The sequence below is a fragment of the Staphylococcus caeli genome, from assembly GCF_900097965.1.
Taxonomy (GTDB): Bacteria; Bacillota; Bacilli; order Staphylococcales; family Staphylococcaceae; genus Staphylococcus; species Staphylococcus caeli.
This window is the reverse complement of record NZ_FMPG01000004.1, coordinates 202,997-226,711: the sequence shown is the minus strand read 5'-3', so window position 1 is coordinate 226,711 and position 23,715 is coordinate 202,997. Positions and strand designations below refer to the sequence as shown.

Annotated in this window: 23 protein-coding genes; 5 read left to right on the top strand and 18 right to left on the bottom strand. The window is 33.5% G+C overall.

The features are described from left to right. Nucleotides 1-136 precede the first annotated feature (136 nt). The 5 genes from trxA to zapA all read right to left on the bottom strand — a co-directional run bounded on the left by trxA (nucleotide 137) and on the right by zapA (nucleotide 5,485). Nucleotides 137-451, bottom strand: a complete 315-nt coding sequence (gene trxA, locus BJS11_RS07150) for a thioredoxin (RefSeq protein ID WP_069994715.1) — start codon at nucleotides 449-451, stop codon at nucleotides 137-139. An 81-nt stretch (nucleotides 452-532) separates the two neighbouring features. Next, nucleotides 533-2,881 (bottom strand): endonuclease MutS2, encoded by a 2,349-nt coding sequence (locus BJS11_RS07145; protein WP_069994716.1) that lies wholly within the window; start codon nucleotides 2,879-2,881, stop codon nucleotides 533-535. Between the two features lie 9 nt (nucleotides 2,882-2,890). Further along, nucleotides 2,891-4,603 carry a DNA polymerase/3'-5' exonuclease PolX gene (gene polX, locus BJS11_RS07140; protein WP_069994718.1) on the bottom strand — a complete coding sequence of 571 codons (1,713 nt, stop codon included), beginning with the start codon at nucleotides 4,601-4,603 and terminating at the stop codon, nucleotides 2,891-2,893. A gap of 94 nt (nucleotides 4,604-4,697) precedes the next feature. Then, nucleotides 4,698-5,219 (bottom strand): CvpA family protein, encoded by a 522-nt coding sequence (locus BJS11_RS07135; protein ID WP_069994720.1) that lies wholly within the window; start codon nucleotides 5,217-5,219, stop codon nucleotides 4,698-4,700. Next, nucleotides 5,216-5,485: a cell division protein ZapA gene (gene zapA, locus BJS11_RS07130; RefSeq protein ID WP_069994722.1), complete on the bottom strand. Its 270-nt coding sequence runs from the start codon at nucleotides 5,483-5,485 to the stop codon at nucleotides 5,216-5,218. Before zapA ends, BJS11_RS07135 begins: the two co-directional genes overlap by 4 nt. Before the next feature lie 305 nt (nucleotides 5,486-5,790). Between zapA and rnhC the strand changes: the two genes are divergently transcribed. Then, on the top strand, nucleotides 5,791-6,720 hold the full coding sequence (gene rnhC / locus BJS11_RS07125) for a ribonuclease HIII (RefSeq protein ID WP_069994725.1): 930 nt from the start codon (nucleotides 5,791-5,793) through the stop codon (nucleotides 6,718-6,720). Nucleotides 6,721-6,808: 88 nt separating this feature from the next. Here the strand turns inward: rnhC and pheT are convergent, their stop codons facing one another. The 6 genes from pheT to BJS11_RS07095 form a co-directional block, all read right to left on the bottom strand. After that, nucleotides 6,809-9,211 carry a phenylalanine--tRNA ligase subunit beta gene (pheT, locus tag BJS11_RS07120; protein WP_069994727.1) on the bottom strand — a complete coding sequence of 801 codons (2,403 nt, stop codon included), beginning with the start codon at nucleotides 9,209-9,211 and terminating at the stop codon, nucleotides 6,809-6,811. Continuing rightward, nucleotides 9,211-10,269, bottom strand: a complete 1,059-nt coding sequence (gene pheS, locus BJS11_RS07115) for a phenylalanine--tRNA ligase subunit alpha (protein ID WP_069994729.1) — start codon at nucleotides 10,267-10,269, stop codon at nucleotides 9,211-9,213. Before pheS ends, pheT begins: the two co-directional genes overlap by 1 nt. Nucleotides 10,270-10,613: 344 nt before the next feature. Further along, nucleotides 10,614-11,354, bottom strand: coding sequence for a TrmH family RNA methyltransferase (locus BJS11_RS07110; protein ID WP_069994731.1), 741 nt, complete (start codon nucleotides 11,352-11,354; stop codon nucleotides 10,614-10,616). Nucleotides 11,355-11,380: 26 nt separating this feature from the next. Then, nucleotides 11,381-12,319, bottom strand: a complete 939-nt coding sequence (locus tag BJS11_RS07105; RefSeq protein WP_069994732.1) for a M23 family metallopeptidase — start codon at nucleotides 12,317-12,319, stop codon at nucleotides 11,381-11,383. Nucleotides 12,320-12,620: 301 nt separating this feature from the next. After that, complete coding sequence (gene rpmF, locus BJS11_RS07100) at nucleotides 12,621-12,794, bottom strand: 50S ribosomal protein L32 (protein ID WP_011303391.1); 174 nt, start codon at nucleotides 12,792-12,794, stop codon at nucleotides 12,621-12,623. A gap of 80 nt (nucleotides 12,795-12,874) precedes the next feature. Continuing rightward, a complete protein-coding gene (locus tag BJS11_RS07095; protein ID WP_069994733.1) occupies nucleotides 12,875-13,423 on the bottom strand; it encodes a YceD family protein in 549 nt (182 codons plus the stop codon). Nucleotides 13,424-13,549: 126 nt separating this feature from the next. On the opposite strand from BJS11_RS07095, the gene BJS11_RS07090 reads away from it, so the two are divergent. Next, nucleotides 13,550-14,683 (top strand): nucleotidyltransferase, encoded by a 1,134-nt coding sequence (locus BJS11_RS07090; RefSeq protein WP_069994735.1) that lies wholly within the window; start codon nucleotides 13,550-13,552, stop codon nucleotides 14,681-14,683. A 266-nt stretch (nucleotides 14,684-14,949) separates the two neighbouring features. On the opposite strand, the gene coaD is transcribed toward BJS11_RS07090, so the two are convergent. Together coaD and rsmD are read right to left on the bottom strand one after the other, a co-directional pair. Next, a complete protein-coding gene (gene coaD, locus BJS11_RS07085) occupies nucleotides 14,950-15,435 on the bottom strand; it encodes a pantetheine-phosphate adenylyltransferase (protein ID WP_069994737.1) in 486 nt (161 codons plus the stop codon). Nucleotide 15,436: 1 nt separating this feature from the next. Then, the gene (gene rsmD / locus BJS11_RS07080; protein WP_069994739.1) at nucleotides 15,437-15,979 is read right to left on the bottom strand and encodes a 16S rRNA (guanine(966)-N(2))-methyltransferase RsmD; all 543 of its coding nucleotides are present in this window, start codon (nucleotides 15,977-15,979) and stop codon (nucleotides 15,437-15,439) included. 71 nt (nucleotides 15,980-16,050) lie between these two features. Here rsmD and BJS11_RS07075 point away from each other — a divergent pair, with 71 nt between their 5' ends. After that, nucleotides 16,051-16,440, top strand: coding sequence for a DUF7147 family protein (locus BJS11_RS07075; protein WP_069994741.1), 390 nt, complete (start codon nucleotides 16,051-16,053; stop codon nucleotides 16,438-16,440). A 75-nt stretch (nucleotides 16,441-16,515) separates the two neighbouring features. Here the strand turns inward: BJS11_RS07075 and BJS11_RS07070 are convergent, their stop codons facing one another. Further along, a complete protein-coding gene (locus tag BJS11_RS07070; protein WP_069994743.1) occupies nucleotides 16,516-16,767 on the bottom strand; it encodes a YlbG family protein in 252 nt (83 codons plus the stop codon). Nucleotides 16,768-16,899: 132 nt separating this feature from the next. Here BJS11_RS07070 and BJS11_RS07065 point away from each other — a divergent pair, with 132 nt between their 5' ends. Then, nucleotides 16,900-17,832 (top strand): lysophosphatidylglycerol phospholipase D, encoded by a 933-nt coding sequence (locus tag BJS11_RS07065; protein ID WP_069994745.1) that lies wholly within the window; start codon nucleotides 16,900-16,902, stop codon nucleotides 17,830-17,832. 147 nt (nucleotides 17,833-17,979) lie between these two features. Here BJS11_RS07065 and BJS11_RS07060 read toward each other — a convergent pair whose 3' ends face one another. Further along, entirely contained in the window at nucleotides 17,980-18,414 is a 435-nt protein-coding gene (locus BJS11_RS07060; protein ID WP_069994747.1) for a YlbF/YmcA family competence regulator, read from the bottom strand. Between the two features lie 17 nt (nucleotides 18,415-18,431). Next, the gene (locus BJS11_RS07055; RefSeq protein WP_069994749.1) at nucleotides 18,432-19,478 is read right to left on the bottom strand and encodes a CAP-associated domain-containing protein; all 1,047 of its coding nucleotides are present in this window, start codon (nucleotides 19,476-19,478) and stop codon (nucleotides 18,432-18,434) included. A gap of 187 nt (nucleotides 19,479-19,665) precedes the next feature. Between BJS11_RS07055 and BJS11_RS07050 the strand changes: the two genes are divergently transcribed. Beyond that, complete coding sequence (locus tag BJS11_RS07050) at nucleotides 19,666-21,924, top strand: ATP-binding cassette domain-containing protein (RefSeq protein ID WP_069994751.1); 2,259 nt, start codon at nucleotides 19,666-19,668, stop codon at nucleotides 21,922-21,924. 208 nt (nucleotides 21,925-22,132) lie between these two features. Here the strand turns inward: BJS11_RS07050 and BJS11_RS07045 are convergent, their stop codons facing one another. Next, on the bottom strand, nucleotides 22,133-22,594 hold the full coding sequence (locus tag BJS11_RS07045; protein WP_069994753.1) for a DUF420 domain-containing protein: 462 nt from the start codon (nucleotides 22,592-22,594) through the stop codon (nucleotides 22,133-22,135). Nucleotides 22,595-22,619: 25 nt separating this feature from the next. Next, nucleotides 22,620-23,531 carry a heme o synthase gene (cyoE, locus tag BJS11_RS07040; RefSeq protein WP_069994755.1) on the bottom strand — a complete coding sequence of 304 codons (912 nt, stop codon included), beginning with the start codon at nucleotides 23,529-23,531 and terminating at the stop codon, nucleotides 22,620-22,622. Nucleotides 23,532-23,715: the final 184 nt, after the last annotated feature.

Here is a 23,715-nt window from a genome sequence, read left to right as displayed (position 1 = left end):
GTGCTAACTACTATTTATTTTAATTTATAATGTTTATGAGAAATTGGCAAAATCAATTATCATTTTTTAGTCATTTCGTAAAAATATTTGAGGCTGAGACATACATTGATGTCCCAGCCTCGGTATTACAAATTTATTATAAGTGCTTTTCGATTACTTCAGCTAAGTTTTCTTTAGGTTGGAAACCTACAACTTTGTCAACTGGTTCGCCATCTTTAAATACGATTAAAGTTGGGATACTCATAACTTCAAATTTAGCAGCTGTTGATGGATTTTCATCTACATCAAGTTTTAAAATATTAGCTTTACCTTCAAAATCGCCAGCTAATTCTTCTAATACTGGAGCAATCATCTTACAAGGACCACACCAAGTTGCCCAAAAATCTACTAAATTTACCCCTGATTGAATATTTTCATCAAAGTTTGAATCTGTTACTTTTACGATTGCCATAACTGCCAATCCTCCTTAATTTTCAAATGATGAAGAAATTATAACAGACTTTATATAAATCTGCATACCTCTTGCTCACGTTTATTTTAATTCTACAACGGTAACACCAAATCCACCTTCACTTGGCATTCCGTTTCTATATGATGCCACACTTTTATGTCTTTTCAAATGATTTTGCACACCTTTTTGTAAAGCACCTGTGCCCTTGCCGTGAATAATATAAACTTGCTCATAATTACTGAGCACGGCTTGGTCTAAATATTGATCAACCGCCACCATCGCTTCATCATAACGATAACCACGTAAATCTAACTCCATTTTTATGCTCTGACGATTCTCGCGTTTAATCATTTTTGTTGGTTCAGATTTAGTCTTTTTAGTTTTCTCTAAATCTTCTAAAGGTAATTTCATCTTGATAATACCCATTTGTACGACTGCTTCGTTGTTATCAATTAACTCTAAAACCTCACCTTTTTGACCATAGGTAAGCACTTTCACTTCATCGCCAGCTTTGATTTCATCCCATTTTTTCTTTTGAACATTTTGTTTAAGTGACTTCGCTTCATATTGGTCGTCCAGTTGTTTTTTCTTATCAATCAATTCATGTTCTTTAACATCTGCACCTTTTTTGTCTCTTAATTCTCGTAACTCTTTTAAAATATCGTCAGCTTCTTTAGTAGCTGATTTCACGCGTTGATTTGCCTTTTCTTTCGCCTCATCAAGCAATTGCTTCTCATGGTGTTGATACTGTGCGTATTGTTTTGCCAATGCATCATGTGTTTCCTGTGCCTCTTTCAATAAACGATCTAGTTCTATTCGTTGTTCATCAACTCGTTTTGAATTCGTCTCTAATGAAGCAATCATTTCATTAATTTCTTGTTCATCTTGACCGATCATTGATTTCGCTTTTTGAATAACTTTTAAATTCAAACCAAGTTTTTTTGAAATGTCAAATGCATTAGAACGACCAGGTACACCCATCAATAATTTATAAGTAGGACTTAGCGTATTCACATCAAATTCAACACTGGCATTCATGACACCCTCACGATTATAACTATATGCTTTTAACTCTGGATAATGCGTTGTTGCCATGACCAATGATCCGATTTCATGAACATGATCCAAGATACTCATAGCTAGTGCCGCACCTTCACTCGGATCAGTACCAGCACCTAGTTCATCAAAGAGTATCAAACTATTTTTAGTCGTATGATGTAAAATTTCAACTATATTTTTCATATGTGATGAAAATGTAGACAGTGATTGTTCGATGGATTGTTCGTCTCCAATATCACAATATACATTTTCAAAAATGCTTAGTTTACTACCATCTAGTGTTGGTATTAGAATACCTGATTGTGCCATCACAATGATTAGTCCTAATGTTTTAAGTGTCACAGTTTTACCACCTGTATTTGGTCCAGTAATAATAACTGTTTCGATATCATCAGCAAATTCGATTGTATTCGCAACGACGGTATTCTTATCTAATAATGGGTGAAACGCTTTAGGCAAATACACCGTTCTATCCGTTGTAAATTCAGGTTTCGTCCCTTTAATCGTTCTTGCATAGCGTGCTTTTGCTGTTAAAAAATCAATTTGTCCCATAATCGTTTCTGAAAGTAAACATGACTCCGCTTCTTCGGCTACATAACCAGTTAATTCGGATAAAATACGTTCCTTTTCAATTGCTTCATCGTTACGTAAACGACTAATTTGGTTACTCATTTCGACTATGGATGACGGCTCAATATATAATGTCTGGCCCGAAGCTGACTGATCATGAACAATTCCATTAAAATCTTGACGATACTCAGCTTTAACTGGAATTACATTACGTTCATTTCGGACTGTAACAATCGCATCTGATAATTTTTTTTGGTTACCTTGACTTTTCACAATTTTGTCTAAATTTTGTTTGATTCTTTGGTTAGTGCTAGAAATTTTACTTCTAATGCCTTGTAATTCATAACTTGCATTGTCGTACAAATCAAATGCATCACATTTTTGATGAATACTTTGATACAATTCAGTCAAAATTGGTAATTGTTCCATTCTATCGTTTAGAATTGGATAATTAATAGCCTCTTCTTCATTAATAAGATTACTATAAAAAGTTTTATACTGATTTTGAATTTGAATCAATCGTTTAATGACATTCAATTCATTAACACTCAGTACGCCACCAATCGTTGCTCTATGAACATATGTTGCTATTTTGGCAAGTCCACTTAAACTTGGCATACGGTGTTTATTATATATTTGTGAAATTTCATCCGTTTCATTCATTTGAAATTCAACAGTATTTAAATCTGTTGCCGGTGTCATTTCCACAACTTTTTCTTTACCTAAATCACTAATCGTTTCTTGTTCTATTAATGATTTTATTTTATCGAATTCTAAGACATTTAATGATTTCTGTCTCATATAACCCCTCTATTTCTTCAATTTGATATTATTTTCTATGAGTTCTTTGAATTCATCTCGAGACATAGTATTAATGACTCTATCTTTGGAAACAAAGCCTTTTTGCGCGGTTGCAACGCCATATTTCATAAATTCTAAATGATCTACATGATGTGCATCTGTATTGATTGTTAGTTTTACGTTCGGATATTTTTTAACCGTTTCAGCATTTAAATCTAAACGTTTAGGATTTGCATTTATTTCTAAAATTGTATTCGTTTCTTCTGCAAGTTGACATAATTTTTCAATATCAGGTTCATAACCAGGACGTTTACCAATAATTCTTCCTGTTGGATGCGCAATGTGACGCACATATGGATTACGACATGCATTTTCCAATCGTTGCATAATCGTCTCTTGCGATTGATTAAAACTTTGGTGAATCGCAGCAATCACATAGTCTAATTGTGCAAGGATTTTATTATCATAATCTAGCTGACCGTCTGGTAATATGTCCATTTCAATACCAGAATAAATATCTATTTCGGTATATTTTTCATTTAATTTTTTAATTTCTTCATTTTGACGTAACAACTGATCAACAGATAAACCATTTGCTACTTTCAAGCTTTGTGAATGATCAGTTATAACCATAAATTGATATCCTTTAGCAATATTTGCCTTTACCATTTCTTCTATACTAAAGGCACCATCACTGTATGTTGTATGCATATGAATATCACCTTGAATATCATCTAGTTGGATAATATTCGATAAATCTTTATCAAATTCTATGCCATCTTCTCTAAATGGTGGTGCGATCCAATTCACACCAAAATGTTCATAAATTTCAGCTTCACTCTGATATTGTAATAACTCCCCATTTGATTGTTCAATGCCATATTCACTTACCTTCTCACCTTTCGCTTTGGCAAGCTGACGAATTCTAATATTATGATCTTTAGAACCTGTAAAGTGCTGCAATGTATGATAAAACGCAGCAGGTGCAATTAATCTAAAATCAACACCTATCGTTTCATCATCATATGCTAGCTCTAGTGAGACCTTCGTATGACCAACTGCTACTTCTTTAACTTTATGAGGCATATCTAAAAGCGCTCGTTGCACATGATCTGGTTCATCCGTACTAATAATATAGTCCAAATCTTTACTCATTTCTTTAAATCTTCTAAAACTACCTGCAACTTCAAATTTATCGATGTGCCCTATTGTTTCTAAATAAGCATCTATATCTTTGCTAAGTCCACGCATTTGGTCGATTGGATATTTTTCTTTTTTGGCACCTAAGGCTTTAACAGCTTCAAGAATATTCTGTTCTGTCTTTTTAGCAAACCCGCTTAATTCACTTACTCTGCCTTGCTCACAAGCGCTTTGTAATGCTTCTTTACTATCTATATTGAGTTCTTTATATAATTTTGCGATTTTTTTGCTGCCTAACCCTTGAATCTTCAGTAATGGAATTAACCCTTCAGGCACTTCTTGTTGTAATGACTCTAAAGTTGATGATTGTCCTGTTTGACGATATTCATCAATAACCTCTCCAACGCCCTTACCAATACCTTTTAACTCTGTAACATCTGCTATGTCTTCTATAGGGCGTTCATCAGTTTCTAGACTTTGTGCTGCCTTTCTATATGCAGAAACTTTAAAAGTATTTTCACCTTTTAATTCCATGTATATCGCTATTTTTTCTAATAATTGGATAATATCTTTTTTAGTCATTGTTTACACTCCATAAAAAGAGGTCAAGACAGATTACTGTTAAAAAATATCAGTAAATGAATGATGTCCTGACCTCCAATATTTTATAAAATCACTATAATTGCAAAATAAATGTTGATATATAAGGAACATGTAGCAATAAATTTGCTGCAATGCGTCCATCTGCCAATTGCTGTTGCACGATTTCATGAGGATATAATGCAACAGCATACAATAAAGTAGCACAAATAATCGTTGATGATACCACACTCATAATTACACCACTTAGTCGGCTTATCGTTTTAGGTCCATTAGCTTTTATTATATTATCAAAAATCACTATAACACCGTAACAAATAAGCTTAGTAATTATAGCAATGATTAAAAATGCAATAATATGATCAAAGCGTTGCTGTATATTATCAAAATGAATCGCGTAGTTCAAATCGTATGCATGCGTTTTAGGAAACGGTACAAACAACATTAATCGTTGTGATATTTCCAAATAAAGTTTAAACGCTACCCATATAGAGAAAAGCGTTGCAGATAGATGCAATGTACTCAACCATGCGCCCCTTCTAAATCCAATCATGCCTATATACAAAAACATGATGACGATAAGTAAATCTAGAATCATATATCTTCACTATGTTTCAATTGTTGTAGTTCTGCTTTTAAACGGTCATTTTCTTCTTCTAGTTGGACTTTTTCATGCATAATATTAACTGCAGTCAAAATTGCCTTTCTAGTTGTATCTAAGCCTGCACTTTTACTCGCTAGCATTCTGAGTCTCTCATCTACCAAATGTGCTACATATCGGATGTGCTCAGGATTATCCTCTCCAACAATTGTATAATGCTGATCATTAATCGTTACATTTATTCGATTTTTAAATTCACCCATATTCATAACTCCTGACCTTTAATCTATATTTCCGAACTTATATACTCATTATTTCAATTAAGTATGCATTTTAGGTTTTTAGAATATTTATCACGAACCATTATACACGACATAATATTATTATGTAAGTGGTCAGGAATGTTATGTTAGAAATAATTATGAATTCATATATTTTTATTTATATTCCTAAAATTTGCAGTGCAATATTTCATCTAAGCCATCTAACTTCTAGCACCTTATTTTCCACATGTGATATGATGTTGAATGTCGAAAAATTGTAATCTATATAAAGCGAGGTCATTCACATGGCAAATGTGGTTCACAAATTAACCAATCAAGAAATTCAACAGTTGATGTCTAGCATCCCCTTTAGTACGACTGGTTTATCGCAAGGAATGAAAGCTAAAACAAAATATAAAGGGATATCCATCTCAATCTATAATTCAAATAAAGTAATGTTCCAAGGCAAAGATGCTGAAAATATCGCTGCTCAACTATTACCTAATATAACGGCTCAAACTAAGCCAGCATCAAAGTCAATTTCAACACCTCAGACGATTTTTTATAATCAATTTCAATGTATAGGTAGTGATGAAGCTGGTAGTGGTGATTACTTTGGACCTTTAACAGTATGTGCTGCTTATGTATCCAAAAAAAATGTTCAAGTGCTAAAGGCACTCGGTGTCGATGATTCCAAAAAATTAACTGATGCAAAAATTATTGAGCTCGCTGAACAGCTTGTCACATTTATTCCTCACTCATTATTAACTATGGATAATGTGAAATATAATGAAAAACAAAAAGCTGGATGGTCACAAGTCAAAATGAAAGCTGTCTTACATAACGAGGCAATCAAAAATGTCACTCAAAAAATTGATACTGCTGAATTAGATTATATCGTCATTGATCAGTTTGCAGTAGCTGGGGTCTATAAACGTTACGCTTTAAGTGAGCTCCCTTTTAGCAACAAAACTAAATTTGAAACAAAAGGTGAATCTAAATCTATCGCTATTGCGGCAGCAAGCATCATTTCTCGATACGCTTTTGTAAAACATATGGATCATTTATCTCATTCTGCAAAAATGCAAATTCCTAAAGGCGCAAGTAATAAAGTGGATCTAGTAGCAGCTAAAATTATCGAGCGTCGTGGCATAGATTTTCTTGATTCCATTTCGAAAAAACATTTTGCAAATCGTGCGAAAGCAGAAAAATTAGTTAAGAAAAAATATCAGTAACAAGTAAAGCCAGCTATTTCACATCACTACGATGCAAAATAACTGGCTTTTTATCATATTCATCTTTATCAATAACGAGACAAACAATCTAACGAATCGTTGCACCTTCAGATTGCAATGCAGTCAAAATCGCCTCATGTACTGCATTAACTTTATCGTCAGTCAACGTTTGTTCTGTATCCAAGTAAGCTAAGCGGATTGCGATTGATTTTTCATCTTCCGCCATGTGTTCACCTTCATATACATCGAACACTTCCGCTTCTTGTAATATATGACCACCATGTTGATGTATCACATCTACTAGTTTTGCTGATGGCATATCGCGATTAACAACCAACGCGATATCTCTTGAAACACCAGGGAATCGAGGAATTGGTTGATAGTTAATATATCCAACAGATACAGACATTAATTGATCATAATTTAATTCAAATACATAAGTACGTTTCAAATCATTATCTTTTTCAAGTTGTGGATGTAATTCTCCAACGAATCCTACCACTACATCATTCAATTTAACAAGTGCCGTTCTGCCTGGATGTAAACCACTAATCTCTCCAGCTTCATATTCAAACTGAATATCTAATTTTTCAGCAATTCTATCTACAATACCTTTGGCAACAAAGAAATCTATTTCTTCTTTTTTACCTTGCCATGTATTCACAGTATAGTCACCTGTTAGAATACCACTTAAATATTCTACTTCATCTGGCAATTCACCTTGACCATTACCAAAGAATACGCGACCTAGTTCATATAGGCGTACATCATTGTTTCTACGAGCAACGTTATAAGCTACCGCATCGATTAAATGAGGTATTAAACTTTGACGCAACGTCGAATGCGCCTCACTCATTGGCATCAATAAATCAATTGTTGAACGATCTTGTAATGCGAAATCACGCGCACGTGCTTTATCTACAAGTGAATAGTTGATAGCTTGGTTCAAGCCTGCGCCCTCTAATGTCGCCTTAATGATTCTTGACTTGGATTGTCGATCTGTCAATGCGCCATGAGTCACATTATCAAAAACTGGTAATGTGGATGGAATTTCGTCGTAACCATAAATGCGTGCAATTTCTTCTATCAAATCTTCTTTAATTGTAATATCTTTACGGCGTGAAGGCACCATTACCGTTAATATATTATCTTGATTCGTTGTTTCGAAGCCTAGTTGTACAAAGATTGCTTCTATATCATCTGCTGAAAGTTCAAACCCTACTGTTTGATTTACTTTTTCAACAGAAATATCGATAGGTGTTACAAAGTCTCCTAAGTGCCCTTGTGAAACACGACCTTGTGTTACGGAACCACCTGCATACATTTGTAATAAATAACATGCTCTATCTACCGCTTCATCTACAAATTCAGTTGCAATGCCTTTTTCAAATCGACTAGAAGCTTCACTTCTCAAGTTTAAACGGCGTGACGTATGGCGGATTGATACAGGATCAAAAATTGCACCCTCAATGACAACATTCTTCGTATCTTCTGTTACTTCAGAAAAATCTCCACCCATGACGCCTGCAATAGCAATAGGTGTTGTGCCATTGGTAATGACAATATCAGAATCAACTAATTTACGTTCTTGATCATCCAATGTCGTCATGATTTCATCAGTTTTCGCATGTCTAACTGCAATATGTTTCGAACCGATTTGGTCCTGATCAAACATATGTAACGGTTGACCATACTCAATTAATACATAATTTGAAATATCCACTACATTATTAATTGGTCGTATACCTGCTTTAATCAAACGCATTTGCATCCATTCAGGAGATGGTGCAATCGTGACATCCTTCACGACACGTGCGCTATAATAAGGGACTTTATCTTCATTTTCAATATCTACAGAAATTTCATCGCTGGCACTGCTAGCCAATTCCTTACTTTGTGTATCTGGCTTATTCATTGGTACATTATATAATGCAGCAGTTTCATAGGCAGTACCAATCATACTTAAAGCATCTGCTCTATTAGGTGTTAAATCGAATTCCATGACTTGGTCATTTAAATACAGTGCTTGTAATGCATCAGTACCAGGTGTAACTTCTGTTGAGAATACATAGATACCCTCTTCAAATTGCTTTGGTACTAACGTACTTGGAATACCAATCTCTTGAAGTGAACAAATCATACCTTCTGAAACTTCTCCACGTAACTTAGCACGTTTAATCTTAACTCCACCAGGTAATCTTCCACCTACTGTTGCTACAATAACGGTTTGTCCTGCATCAACATTTGGCGCACCACAAACAATTTGGACTGGCTCAGATTCACCAATATTCACTTTACAAATATTAAGTTTATCTGCATCAGGATGTGAAGCTATAGATTCAACATGACCTACAACTAAGTTCTTAATATCCTTCGTATAATCAATAATATCATCAACTTCAATACCCGTACGTGTAATACGTTCTGCTAGTACATTTACTGGTTGATTGATTTCTACATATGATTCTAACCATTCTTTAGATATAAACATTATTTTTCACCTCTATCTTCTACAGCTTTAAATTGATTTAAGAAACGCACATCATTTGTATAGAAATGACGGATATCTTCAATGCCATATTTCAGCATTGCAATTCTATCTGGTCCCATACCAAATGCAAAACCAGTGTATTTGTTCGAATCGAAACCTGCCATTTCTAGTACATTAGGATGTACCATTCCAGCACCTAAAATTTCAATCCATCCTGTATGTTTACAAACATTACATCCTTCTCCTTTACATTTAAAGCATGACACATCTACCTCTACAGATGGTTCTGTAAATGGAAAATAACTAGGACGCAAACGGATTTCTCTATCTTCACCAAATAATTGTTTTGCTAATAGCTCTAACGTACCTTTGAGGTCACTCATTTTGATATTTTCATCAACCACTAAGCCTTCTATTTGAGTAAATTGGTGGCTGTGTGTTGCATCATCAGAATCACGACGATACACTTTACCTGGACATAAAATTTTGACAGGACCTTCACCATTACGTTGCTCCATCGTTCTTGCTTGAACAGGTGACGTATGTGTACGCATTAAAATTTCATCAGTAATGTAAAAGCTGTCTTGCATATCTCGAGCTGGATGCGATTTAGGAAGATTTAAAGCTTCAAAATTATAATAATCTTGTTCAACTTCAAAACCATCTACAATCTCGTAACCTAGTCCTAAAAATAAATCTTCAATTTCTTCGATTGTTCGCGTTAATGGATGTTTTGCTCCAATAGCTATTTTACGACTCGGTAAGGTAACATCAATTTGTTCTTCTTTCAATTGTTGCTCTAATTGTACATTTGCTAACAATTCACGACGTGCATCGATTTCTTTTTCGATTGTTTGTCTCACTTCGTTTACTTGTTGACCATAGGCTGGTTTTTCTTCATTTGGTAAATCTTTCATGTGTTTCATCAAACCAGTTACAGAACCTTTTTTACCTAAGTATTTAACTTTTACTTCTTGTAATGATTTTTCATCTTGTGCTTCATTAATATCGACTAATGCTTGCTGCTTTATCTCTGCCATCGCTTCTGTTTGTGACATTCTTAGTCCTCCTCATATCCATTTCTATTTTATAAAACTAATGATTAAAATGCTTAATAAACAAACAAAAAAGACTTTCATCCCTTGAAACTGGGACGAAAGCCTTCCGTGGTACCACCCAAATTTATGCTATCGCATACACTTGTTGTCATTGATAACGGTAATGATTTCCGACTTAAATTGCTTTAAGTAACCAAAAAGGTGAAAAAAACTAAATATAGTGGATTATCTTTCAGTCAAGGACAATCTCCCTTTTACAACTATAGCGCTTTAGTTTACGTCTTTTTATAGGTTAATATTTATCATGTAATTAACTTTATTATATACGATTTTTTACAAAAGGGTCAACCTTTCAAATGATAGATTACTATACTACCCGCAATTGCTACATTAAGACTTTCAGCCTTACCATAAATCGGTATAGTCAAATTCTGAGTCGTTTGACTTAATAAGTCTGAATTAACGCCCTCACCTTCGTTGCCCAATAATAATGCAAATGAAGTTTGACTCGGCACTTGATGATATACAACAGCGTTATCTAATGCTGTACCGTATACATTGCCTTCAAACGTATTAATAAAATCGCTCAATTCTGTAGTTATAATTGGTATATGGAACACACTTCCCTGACTTGCACGCATAACTTTATCTTGGTAAGGATCAGCAGTCCCTTTTTCAAGTACGATTAAATCTAGACCAGCTGCATCAGCAGTACGGATTAACGTACCTAAATTACCTGGATCTTGTATTCGATCAATTAATAATACTTGTTGTGCATGCTTTGATTCATAGGTTGGCTTTTCTATAACTGCAAAAAAACCTTGGGGTGTAACTGTACCCGACAATACTTCTGCAACTTTCAAATTAATTTCAAATGCTTCTTCTGCATAATCTATTAAAGTCGCGTCAATTCTTTCAACATCCACAATATATAATTGTTTGATTTTTAACTGACTTTTAAATGCTTCTTCTATAAGATGATAACCTTCAATTAATGCAAGTCCAGTTTTATCTCTTTCACGTTTTTTCTTTAATTTATTAGCAATTTTAATTTTATTGTTTTGTGCCGAAGTTATTGATTCCATAGCTTATCCTCTTTATCTATTTATTCTCACCCTTTAAATAAGTGAGTAAAATCTGAACGCAAACTTTTTATGAAACTAGCGATTGCATGTTCCTTTATGAAAATTTGATCACCGGTATAATTTACAATATCACCTTTAACTGGTGCAATTTTATTTTGAAACTTAATCTTAAGCGTCTGTGTGGATTGTGAATATTTATCATTCATCACCTGAAAATGTATATGTGGTTCTGGCGTATTACCTGAATTACCCACATTTGCAATATGTTGGCCACGAAATACTGTATCTCCCTGCTCTATTTTAAATGAAGCAGGCTTTATATGTGCAATCATACTATATTCATGACGCCCATGTTTAATTATAATATAATTTCCTTCCGGATGAACGGTATCTAGTTCACCTGGCACACAGTCCGGGATACCATCAACAATTTCCTCAACAACGCCATTAGCTGGTGCCACAATTTCTTTATTATAACTATAATAATTTTCACAATGGTTTGGATCTCCTGAGTAAGTACATCCCTCTTTGACTTGTACTAAGTCTATCGCATGACGTTGTTGTTTATAACGATAATGATAATTAATCAATTCATTATCTCCACCACCGTACACAAGGCAACTGGTTTTAATAGGTATCGTATACGACTGTTTTGAAACTTTGGGATTTTTACTATATTTAATAGGTAATAATGCCATACCTACAATCTCTTGATATTTATTTAAAGTTATACTTGCACCTGTAAACATTTGACGATCAAACCAAATGTACTCGTCATGGCGGTTAATATGAAGATGTCGATACAAATCATTTACGCCTCGAATAGCATTATAATTCTCTAACAAGTACTCAAGCTGTTCAAAAGAAGTTATCTCTTGAAATGCTTCACTAAAGTGCTCATAAATCCATGTTGCATCCCCTTGTTCTATTTTATCAATAATTTTTTGGGCATTTATTGATTCCATTTTTCACACAACCTATCAGTTGGAAGTATATAATCGCTACTTCTAAAATAAAAAATCATTTACCAATTATCAAGTGAATTATTATTGAACATAATTCTAATGATTTAGTTATTTAGATAAATTATTCGTTATTATTTCATTTTGCTAAGTTTTTATCAACTTTATAATTTAGCTATGTATCAGAATTTTAATTATTTCCTAAAAATTTTGTTGTTCAACCAACAAACTCAAGGTAAAGATGGCACCTATAAAAAGATAGAGGCTGAAACATTGTATATGTCTCAGCCTCTCATTAAATAAATTATTTTGATACTACGTCTTCGCCTTTGTATGAACCACAGTTCTTACATACACGGTGAGATAATTTGTATTCTCCACAGTTTGGGCATTCAGTCATACCAGGTACTGAAATTTTAAAATGCGTACGACGTTTATTTTTTCTTGTTTTAGACGTTCTTCTTTTTGGTACTGCCATGATAATCCTCCTTATATTCAAACACTAAATAGATATTTTCAAATTCAATAATCCATTATACTACAGATTATGTGAATCCGCTATTGCTCTTCGTCATATAATTGTTGTAGTTTTTGAAGCCTTGGATCGATTTGCTTAGATTCAGGTGTTTCCTTCTCTTTAGCAAGCTCAATCGCTTGTTCCTCGTCAATAACTTCCCAACCATTACCTTCTCGTAACATCTGATCGCTTTCATTTGAAAAAACGCGCATTGGCTTTTCAATAATAACAAGTTCTTCAGCAATATCTTTAAGATTTATCATACCATCTGTAGCATCATGATAATGCTCATCGTCTTCTACCTCATTGCTATATTGCTCATATCCCTCTAGATCAAAAATCTCTTGAGACTTGATATTTATTGGGACTTCAACCGGAATCAATGTGCGTGCACACGCCATTGTATAAGTTCCAGTCAAATGCATATCTGCAATGACTTCATTTGATCTAACAGTGAGTTCACCGTCAACATCAATATCAGATAGATCTATTAAATCTAATGATTTTACTAAATGATCAAAATTAACCGTTTGATGAAATTCAAATGGTTTATCTTGGAATTTTCTTAATTGTGTTATTGACCATTTCATATGGCTTCACCTCTAACAAGCACAAAATTTATTTTAACTTTATAGACATAAGTTGTCAAGATTTTTTCTTAACACTATTACATCTGTTACAATATCTATAATGAATTCTGAAAGGAAGAATTGCAAATGAAAAGTGTTGCACTAGTCACAGAATATAATCCCTTCCACAATGGTCACTTATACCATGCCCAGCAATCAAAGTCAATAACTGATGCTGATGTTTCTATCGCAATTATGAGCGGAAACTTCGTAATGAGAGGACAACCCGCAATTTATAATAAATTTACACGTACGCACATGGCCTTGAGTGCTGTAGACCTTGTTGTTGAATTACCAGCCCTAACATCCCTATCTGCTGGGCCATATTTTGCTGAAACAGCCGTGAAAGTCGCGAATTATTTAGGTGTATCTCATCTTTGTTTTGGAAGTGAGTCGGGTGAGATAAATGAATTCTTAAATCTTGCAGATAAGCTTCAAAGTTTAGAAAATTCACCTACTTTCCTTGAAAAAAGTAAAGAAGGTAAAAGTTACCCAAGAATTTTAAGTGAGCTGATACCTGATAATGATTTATTAGCATCACCCAATAATACACTAGGGTTATCCTACGTACGTGCAATAAAGCAACATGCACCGACCATCCAACCTTGGACAATATCACGTAAAAATAGCAAGCATCACGATGCTGAAATTTCACATGACGCATTTGCAAGTGGTTCTTCAATTAGAAAATCATTAGAACATGGAAACAATGCATGGCAAAATGTTGTACCACAATCCATACTCAAGCATTATGGGCAACCACACATCTCACTTGAAGATACATTCAACTTTCTCAAGTATGCAATTTTAAGTAATGATGCAAAGTCATTAGCTAACATTTATACAATGAACGAAGGTTTAGAACATCGTATACTACAAAAAATTGAGCAAGCAACTAACTTTAGTCAATTGATGACATTATTGAAAACAAAGCGCTATACCTATACACATATTCAAAGAATATTAATGAACATCTTATTGAATTTTAAACAACAAGACATCATTAACGATATCCAAGGTGTTCGTATTTTGGGAATGACAAGCAACGGCCAACAATACTTAAAGCAAATAAAAAAAACTTATCCTAACAGATCATATATCACTCAAGTGAATAAACAAAATGCTCACTTATTTAAAGATGAAATTCACGCAACTAAAATTTATAATTTTATTTCTAAACAAACGGCAACAGATTTCAATACTCCCGTCATACGTGTTTAAAGAATTATAGGCACACTAAGTCAAAATCAATAATCACTGCATCCTTAAATAAGGTGATGATTGGCTCAAATTTTGTCTAATGGATTAAAATTATCTGCCATCATTTAATTTAACCACAATGTTACCTACTTTGTTTATTGAAATCTGATAATAATAAAACGAAGACAGGAGAGAACAAAAATTTTGTTCTCTCCTGTCTTCGTTACAAAATAACACACTTGTACGACTTAAGTGTTGTTAAAATTGCACTTTGACTCACACTTTTATCATTTTTTAAATTTTTCATTTAATGCTTTTTCAACATGCACTGGTACAAAATCAGACACGTTCGCTTTGTAGGCCGCCACTTCTTTGACAACACTTGAACTTATAAACGAATAATTTGTACTTGTCATCATATACATCGTTTCAACATTACTGTTTAATTTTTTGTTCATAGAAGTAAGTCTTAACTCATATTCAAAGTCGCTGACGGCACGTAACCCTCGAATAATTGTTTCGGCACCAATTTCATCGCAGAAATCTACAAGTAGTCCATTGAAATGGTGTACAGTTACATTATTTAAATGCTTTACTGATTCTTCAATTAATGCAATGCGTTCTTCTATTGAAAATGTTCCAGATTTGCTACTGTTTCTCAACACGCAAATGTGTAATTCATCAAAACGGTCCGCACTTCTATCAATAATGTCGATATGTCCATATGTAATTGGATCGAAACTCCCTGGAATGACTGCTTTAGTTGTAGACATGTTAATCTCCTTTTTCTAATAACAAAGTATCTGTTATTCCATAATGATAACGTTTTATCACTTGGAATGGCTCAGTATTAATTTTTTCATGTTGTTTGAACTCACAAACGATAATACCACTTTCTTTTAATAAATTAAACTTTGCAATTCCTTCGAGTGCTTCATCAATTAATCCTTTTTCATATGGTGGATCTAAAAAAATAACGTCGAATTGAATTTCTCTTTTTGACAATGCTTTTAATGCACGACTCGCATTATTTTTATACACTTCTGCTTGTTCTTCTATATCAAGATTGGACAAATTTGATTTAATGACTTTCACTGCCTTAAAATTTTGATCAACAAAAATCGCCTTATCCATTCCACGCGATAATGCCTCAATACCTAATGCTCCGCTTCCTGCAAATAAGTCCAAACCAATACCTGAAACTTCATGTAAACTATTAAAGATACCTTCTTTGACCTTATCCATGGTTGGTCTCGTTGTTCGTCCATCCATACTTTCAAGGGCCTTACTTTTATGTATTCCTGAAATCACTCTCATCAGATTAACACTTCCATTCTCAAAATAAATTATATATAATGCAAACTGCATGACAAGGAGGCAAATTATTCATGAAACAATCATTTATTAAACTAGGTGAAGGACTCACCGACTTATTCGAATTCAATACACTCATAGAATACAATCACCAGCGTATACAACATATAGTATTTTTTCATTCTCCAAAATTTGAAAATCAACGTTCATCCGTTGCAATTATCATGCAACCAACAAGCGAACAACATTTTCAAGCCATGTATATCATGGTCAATGCGATTCAATACCCTTATCCTACAACAAATAAAAAATTCGACCTAATTCAAAATCAAGCAGCACAATTTCACGTTGACGTAAAAGAAGTAGATGTACAGCCACCTCATACTTTTCACGATAATGAACTCTACTTCAATTACTTGATTAGTGTCCTAAGATTACAAAGATGGATTCCACCATTACAATAATCAAACAAGCCACCGTAGTCCTAACATGTACTAATGTGGCTTGTTCCGATTTCAAATAAGTTTGAAATAAGCGTGCTATAACATTTCGTGTTGTTCTTTTTCATAGGTCTTCTTCAAATATTTATACGGAGAGCCCTCCACTTGTTTCACGTATTTCAATCTCATTAGTTTGTCTACAATTTGGTCAGCCTCATCTTCATTGATGTACATGACAACATATCGTTCTTGTCTATTAACACTGACTATATGTCCAAACTTACGGACTTGCCTTTCGTGTTTCATATGTTTTAAATATATAATTAAACTTGTTCTTGCAACAATATTCATTGTATAATCACTCCATTTATTAGCCACTTTATAATATCATGACTCTTACTTTTTATAAATAATAATTATTTTGAAGTAACCTAAACTTTTGCTATATTACAATATATACATCAAATTTGAGGAGGATTGCTCATGTCAAAATTTAATAAAATTATGAAAACCAGCTTTTTAGGTACTGTTGGCTTAGTGGGAAGTTTATTTTTTATTACAAAATACAAAACCCAACCTCATAATCAAACTATTCCGCCATTTTTCTCAAAAGCTGCACCATATATATTCGCTCATAGAGGTGGTATGGCGGTTAGACCTGAACAAACTAAATTAGCATTCGATAATGCAATTTTACACAATGTAGATGGCTTTGAAACAGATGTTAGACTATCAAAAGATCATCAGCTCATCGTTTTTCATGATGCATCTGTCGATCGTACTACAAATGGATCCGGTAAAGTGGCTGATCATACTTTATCCGAACTTAAAACATTAGATGCAGGCTACCGATTTACAGACATCAATGGCGCAACACCATACAGAGGTCATACAGACGCATGTATTTTAACTTTTGACGAGTTATTATCTCAATACCCAAATCAACTCATCAATGTAGATTTAAAAGATGATCCCGATACAGTCGAAGGACAATTGGCACCAGAAATCATCTACGAAATCATCGTCAAACACCATGCACAAAAGCGTGTATTAGTTACAAGTTTCCACAATCAACAAATTGAACGATTTAACAATATTAGCAATGGTACCGTCGCCATTGGTGCAAGTCAGAAAGAAGTCGCTGAAGGTGTATTGAAATTTCACACCGGCCTCGGCAATACGTTCCAGCCACGTGCACATACGTTTCAAATGCCCGTAGTATATAAAGGTATCCGATTAACGTCACCCAAATTTATACAATGGTTGATTACTCGAAACATCGTTCCAGGTTATTACGGTGTTAACAACTTAGATTTAATGCACGATTTAACATCCTACGGGGTGCATACAATTGTTACAGACAGACCCGATTTAGCCGAACGTTTCAAAAACACTTATCACAATACATCATTTTAAAAATATTCAATGCCAATTGCATTTATACATCTTTAAATTAGTATATTGTTTAACTAAAAAGCTCCTTCGAAAGTTAGCATGTTAGTTTGCGTACTTTTAAAGGAGCTTTTTAAATTTATTATACTCTAGATTCAAAGTGATATAGTGCTATAACGAACAACTACAAGAGCCACCAGTAGCACAACCACCTGTGTCTTTTTGGAAAAATGGATTACCCGCTTCAATTTTCACATTTTCAGATACTGAATATGCAATTTTAACTATAACCTGGTCAATAAGTCCTTGGAGCGCAACTTCCTTTTGTTTAAAATCCATCACAACTGGTAACATTTCGTAAGCACGTTTGCGTTTGCGTGTATCTAACATTACTTTTTGATAATCAGGATGGTATTTACCAAATCGCATAATATCATCATATTGTGCTTTAGCTTTTAAAAATGCTTGATATAACAAGTGGGCTTCGTCATTTTGTTCAAGTGCAAGTTCAGCTTGCTTGTAATCATGATATAAGCGTGAATTTAGGATTTTATCGCTTAACAGTTCAATATCATCAAGAACGGACAGCGTTTCTTCAGTAATCATGTTGCTCCTCCCTTCTACTAGTTCTCTACAAATATGAGTGTATAATAACCATTCGTTACTTCTCCACCCATTTCGTCATATTTTGAGTTTAACATTCTAGACCTATGAATATCCGAATTCAACCAACTATGAATTAAGGTAGGTACTTCATTAAAATCATAACCAACATTTTGACTTGTCGCTACGAATGGTATTTTTTGTTCATTAAGTTGTTGTGTTAATGCATCTTCTGTAAATTCTACACTATCTGTACCTGTTGCTTCATACAAGTTAAATGCTGCAATATGTGCAATGTCGTTGTTTATTTTTAACGGCTTCGCATCTTTTAATTTTCTCATTTCATTAGTAATTTCATATAAGGTCATCAATTGATTGGCATTTTGTTCATACGGTACATCATTGTATTGGCTCTTAACTTCTTCATCCTTTTCAGCACTAAGCATTTGATAAGGTTTAAAAGCTGCCAACGCTTCACTATCTAAATATCTCACTGCTACAATTTTATTCGATTGTTGATCAATATATATTTGTGCATAGATATTTTTGAATTTTATAAGTGTTTGTGTCTTAATGTCTGAGTCTGATAATTCTAAATCATACTGTTTACCCTTTACTTTAATTGTCGGTTCTGGGTTTATACTGTATTTTTCATAAACTTCAGATGCACTATCTGAAATTTTTACTGGGTTAACATTTGCGTCTTTTCCGGTTGCATATACTGATTTAATGATATTATGTTTAGTTGTAACTAAATAATATTGATTACGTGTTTTAAATACATAATTTTTAAAATTGCCTTTATACGCGTATACTCTGTCCGCTTGACCGTATGTATCGGTTAGTTTATTAAAATTTTTACCTATCCATGTACCAACACCATCTTTAGGCATAGGGTTTTCTACAGATTTATCAGTAGTTTTAAAATCTTTGTTTTGCGTTGTTTTAGTTGTATTTTTGTTAGGATTTTCCAAAACATCAAATTTTAAACGTGGCGAGTAAAATAAATAAATTAAAAAACAAATCAATAATAACACACCAATAACTTTAATTATTAGCTTCCTCATCGCTCACCCACCTATAGTTCTCTTTCATTTATTGTACATGTTTCAATATATCACAAGCAAGGCATGTTATCTGAAATTTCCTTTTCGTTTAATATATTGCCTATGTGCAATCATATTTCAATTCATTGCATATTGTCGTCATACACCATATGATTTTGGGTATAGTATGCAATAGAGGTGAAATTTTATGTCAATGATACGTATACATGGCGCAAAACAAAACAATTTAAAAAACATTTCTGTAGATATTCCTAAGCATCAAATCACTGTATTCACAGGTCGCTCTGGTTCTGGCAAATCTTCTTTAGTCTTTAATACAATAGCCGCTGAATCAGAACGCCTTTTAAATGAAACTTACTCTACCTATATTCAACACCAATTGAGTCAATTTTCCAAACCGAATGTAGATTTAATTGAACACCTACCTGTTGCAATGATAATCAATCAAAACCGATTAGGCGGTAATTCTCGGTCAACTGTAGGTACAATTTCAGATATTTATGCATCAGTCAGATTATTATGGTCGCGAATAGGTGAACCCTTTGTTGGATATTCAGATATTTTTTCTTTCAACAATCCAAAAGGAATGTGCGAAACTTGTTCCGGTTTAGGTTACGTTGAGGATATCGATTTAAACGAATTATTAGATTTTGATAAATCTTTAAATGAAGATGCCATTCGCTTCCCTTCGTTTAGACCGGATAGTTGGAGAGGCAAACGCTATTTATATACAGGTTTGTTTGATAATGATAAAAAATTAAAAGATTATTCAAAGGAAGAATTAGATATATTTTTATATACAAAACCAACGAAGCTGAAAAATCCACCATCAAATTGGCCACGAACTGCAAAATTCGAAGGTCTTATACATAGATTCAGACGCTCATTCTTATTAAATGATAATTTCGAAAAGCAAAAATTTAAAAATGATATAGAACGTGTTGTGACATCCAAAGAATGTCCCACTTGTAACGGAAAACGTTTGAGTCCCAAAGTCTTGGAATGTAAAATTAACGATTACGATATAGCTGATTTTACAAATTTATCTATTGATGAAGCATTAAAATTTATTAAAACAATTGATTCTGCCAAAGCGAGTGTCATCATCGACCCACTGCAACAACAATTAGAATCATTAAGTTATATTGGTCTAAACTACCTTACTTTATCTAGAGAAACCACAACACTTTCTGGTGGCGAATCTCAACGTATAAAACTAATCCGCCATCTAAATAGTGCGTTAAGTGATCTTGTATATATCATCGATGAGCCGAGTATCGGTCTACATCCTGAAGACATACAGCGCATTAATGAAATCATTCAATCTCTCAAAGATAAAGGGAATACTGTATTAGTCGTTGAACATGATCCTGATGTCATTAAAATTGCTGATCATATTGTAGATTTAGGACCATTAGCAGGTAAAAATGGTGGTGAAATTACGTTTACAGGTAGTTATCACAATTTACTTCATTCTCAAACGCATACTGGTCAAGCATTACGCCGACAACATCGATTAAAACCGTCACAACTAAGCAATAATGATTTCTTATCTATTTCAAATATCTCACGTAACAATTTAAAAAATGTATCCGTAAAAATACCTAAAGAAGCGATGACTGTTATTACTGGCGTCGCAGGCTCTGGAAAAAGTTCCTTAATCCATGCTGGTTTGGAAAAAATGCCTGATACAATTTTTATAGACCAAAAACCAGCACATGCTTCTAACCGTTCTAATTTATTGACTTATCTTAATATTTTTGACGATGTACGTTCATATTTTAGTGAAGAAACTGGAATTAAAAAATCTATGTTCAGTTATAATTCTGAAGGTGCATGTGTTGAATGTCATGGTAAAGGTATAATCAAAACTGAACTCGCTTTTATGCCTGATTTCACGCAGATTTGTGATGTTTGTCATGGCAAACGATATAAACCTGAAGTATTAAATGCAAAAGTTAATGATTATAATATTGCAGATATTCTAGCACTTACAGTCGACGAAGCGATTTCATTTTTCAACAAAAAACCTGAAATTTCACAGCCTTTAGAAGCTTTAAAATCAACCGGCCTCAACTATATGACTTTAGGACAGTCGCTTGATACCTTATCTGGTGGCGAAATACAACGTGTGAAATTAAGTAAATATTTAACTAAAACGGTACATCAACATATATTCATATTCGATGAACCAACAACTGGATTACATGAAGATGATATCCCAATACTATTGGAATGTTTTGATCAATTAATCAAAGCTTCAAATACAGTCATTATTATAGAACACAATTTAACTATGATGACTCATGCTGATTGGTTTATCGATATCGGTCCATATGCTGGAGAACAAGGTGGACAATTGCTTTATCAAGGCGAAGCACATGGCCTCTTAGATGTAGAACGATCTGTAACCGCAAAGCATTTAAGAAACTATCTAAATAAATGATTGTTTTTTTATGAGTGACTAAGTGCAAGATTAACTATAAAAAGAGGGATAACCGTCGTAATGACAGTCATCCCTCTTTTTAATTACATTGCTTATTATTAATTTATTATGTTGGGGTAAACTATTTTATTAAACTAGTTAACACACGAATTATCCCCTACATATATGCCATAAAAGCTAACTACTCACATTTATTTAAAGTATCGTATTATAATCCGAAAGTTGCTTTAATAAGTGAAGTCGTCTCTCCACCGGGATAAAGCACATACAATAACACATAGACAGCTACACCAGTAATTGCGGTAAAGAACCAAATGATTGAAGCAATTGGTCCAACAAATCTGTGTACTTTAAATTTGTTTTTAAAAGCAGTTATTATTTGTAAAATGCCTAAAACGCCACCGATTGTTGCTAAATTAATATGGAATACTAAGAAAATTGTATAATAAATTTTAATTGAGTCTGGACCACCAAAAGCAGTATTACCAATAAAAATCGTTCTTGAAGCATAAATGATAAAGAACGCAAGAGCAAAAAATGCCGCACATAACATTACTTTTTTATGACTTTCTATATTCTTTTTCCATATTTGGCGCCAACCTATTGCAACTAGAATAGCACTAATAACAATAAAGCTCGTACTAATTGTAGGTAAAATTGGTAAATTCATATAATAACATCCTCATTCTTAATTATTAGAACATTTGAATTAACGAAACGACAACAACGAGTACAAAAAATACTACTAAATAGTTTAATGAATATACAAACATTTTTGTTGCCCATTTTGTTTGGTCTGAATCCTTTTTGAAACTAGTTAAACCTAAATAAATCCATCCTAAATTTAATAGCGTAGCTAACACTATAAATGTTGTACCTAAACTACTTAATAAGAATGGTAACGGTAGTAAGAATACTAACCAAATAAACATGCTTACTCTCGTACGACTGAATCCTTTGACTGATGGTAGCATTGGAATATGTGCTAACGCATATTCATCTTTACGTTTGATTGCTAACGCATAGAAATGAACAGGCTGCCAACAGAATACTACTAAGAACAATGCAACTGCCACTAGACTTAAATTGCCTTCAATTGCTGTCCATCCAATAAGTGGCGGTACTGCTCCTGGAAAGCTTCCAATAACAGTATTCCAAACTGTATGGCGTTTTGACCAAATAGAATAAAACGATACATATCCAACAATACCTAATAAACCAATTACACCTGATGGTATATTCAATGCGAAAAGTAACGCTTCTCCTATTAGCATCATCCCAAAACTAAGCATTAATAAATTTCTATTTGAAATTCTGTCATTAACTGTTGGTCTCTGTTGTTTACTTGGCATGATACTGTCAATATCTTGATCATAGTAATTATTTAAAGCACATGCGCCCCCCATAATTAACGTAGAGCCCACCAACATCATTAAGATTTGTGGTATTGACGAGAGGAAGGAATGATTTGCCAACACAATTGCTAACCATGATCCAGCAAATGCTGGGATTAAATTGCCTTGTACTAATCCCATCTTTATAATCTGCTGTAACTCTTTAAAAGTCACACGACTAGAATTATGCGACAAAGTATGTTCTTTGTTCATAATTTCCCTCCTATTTTTTTCATATAATACAATGATATATTAAATTTGTGTCATTGACTACATTATTGTAGCATTATTTGTGACACTTTAACGACATTCACAAAAAGTCATCTTTGTGACACAATTAATAGTATATTTCTTGTTATAATTGTATTTAAGCTTTATTATCAGAAAATATATTAGT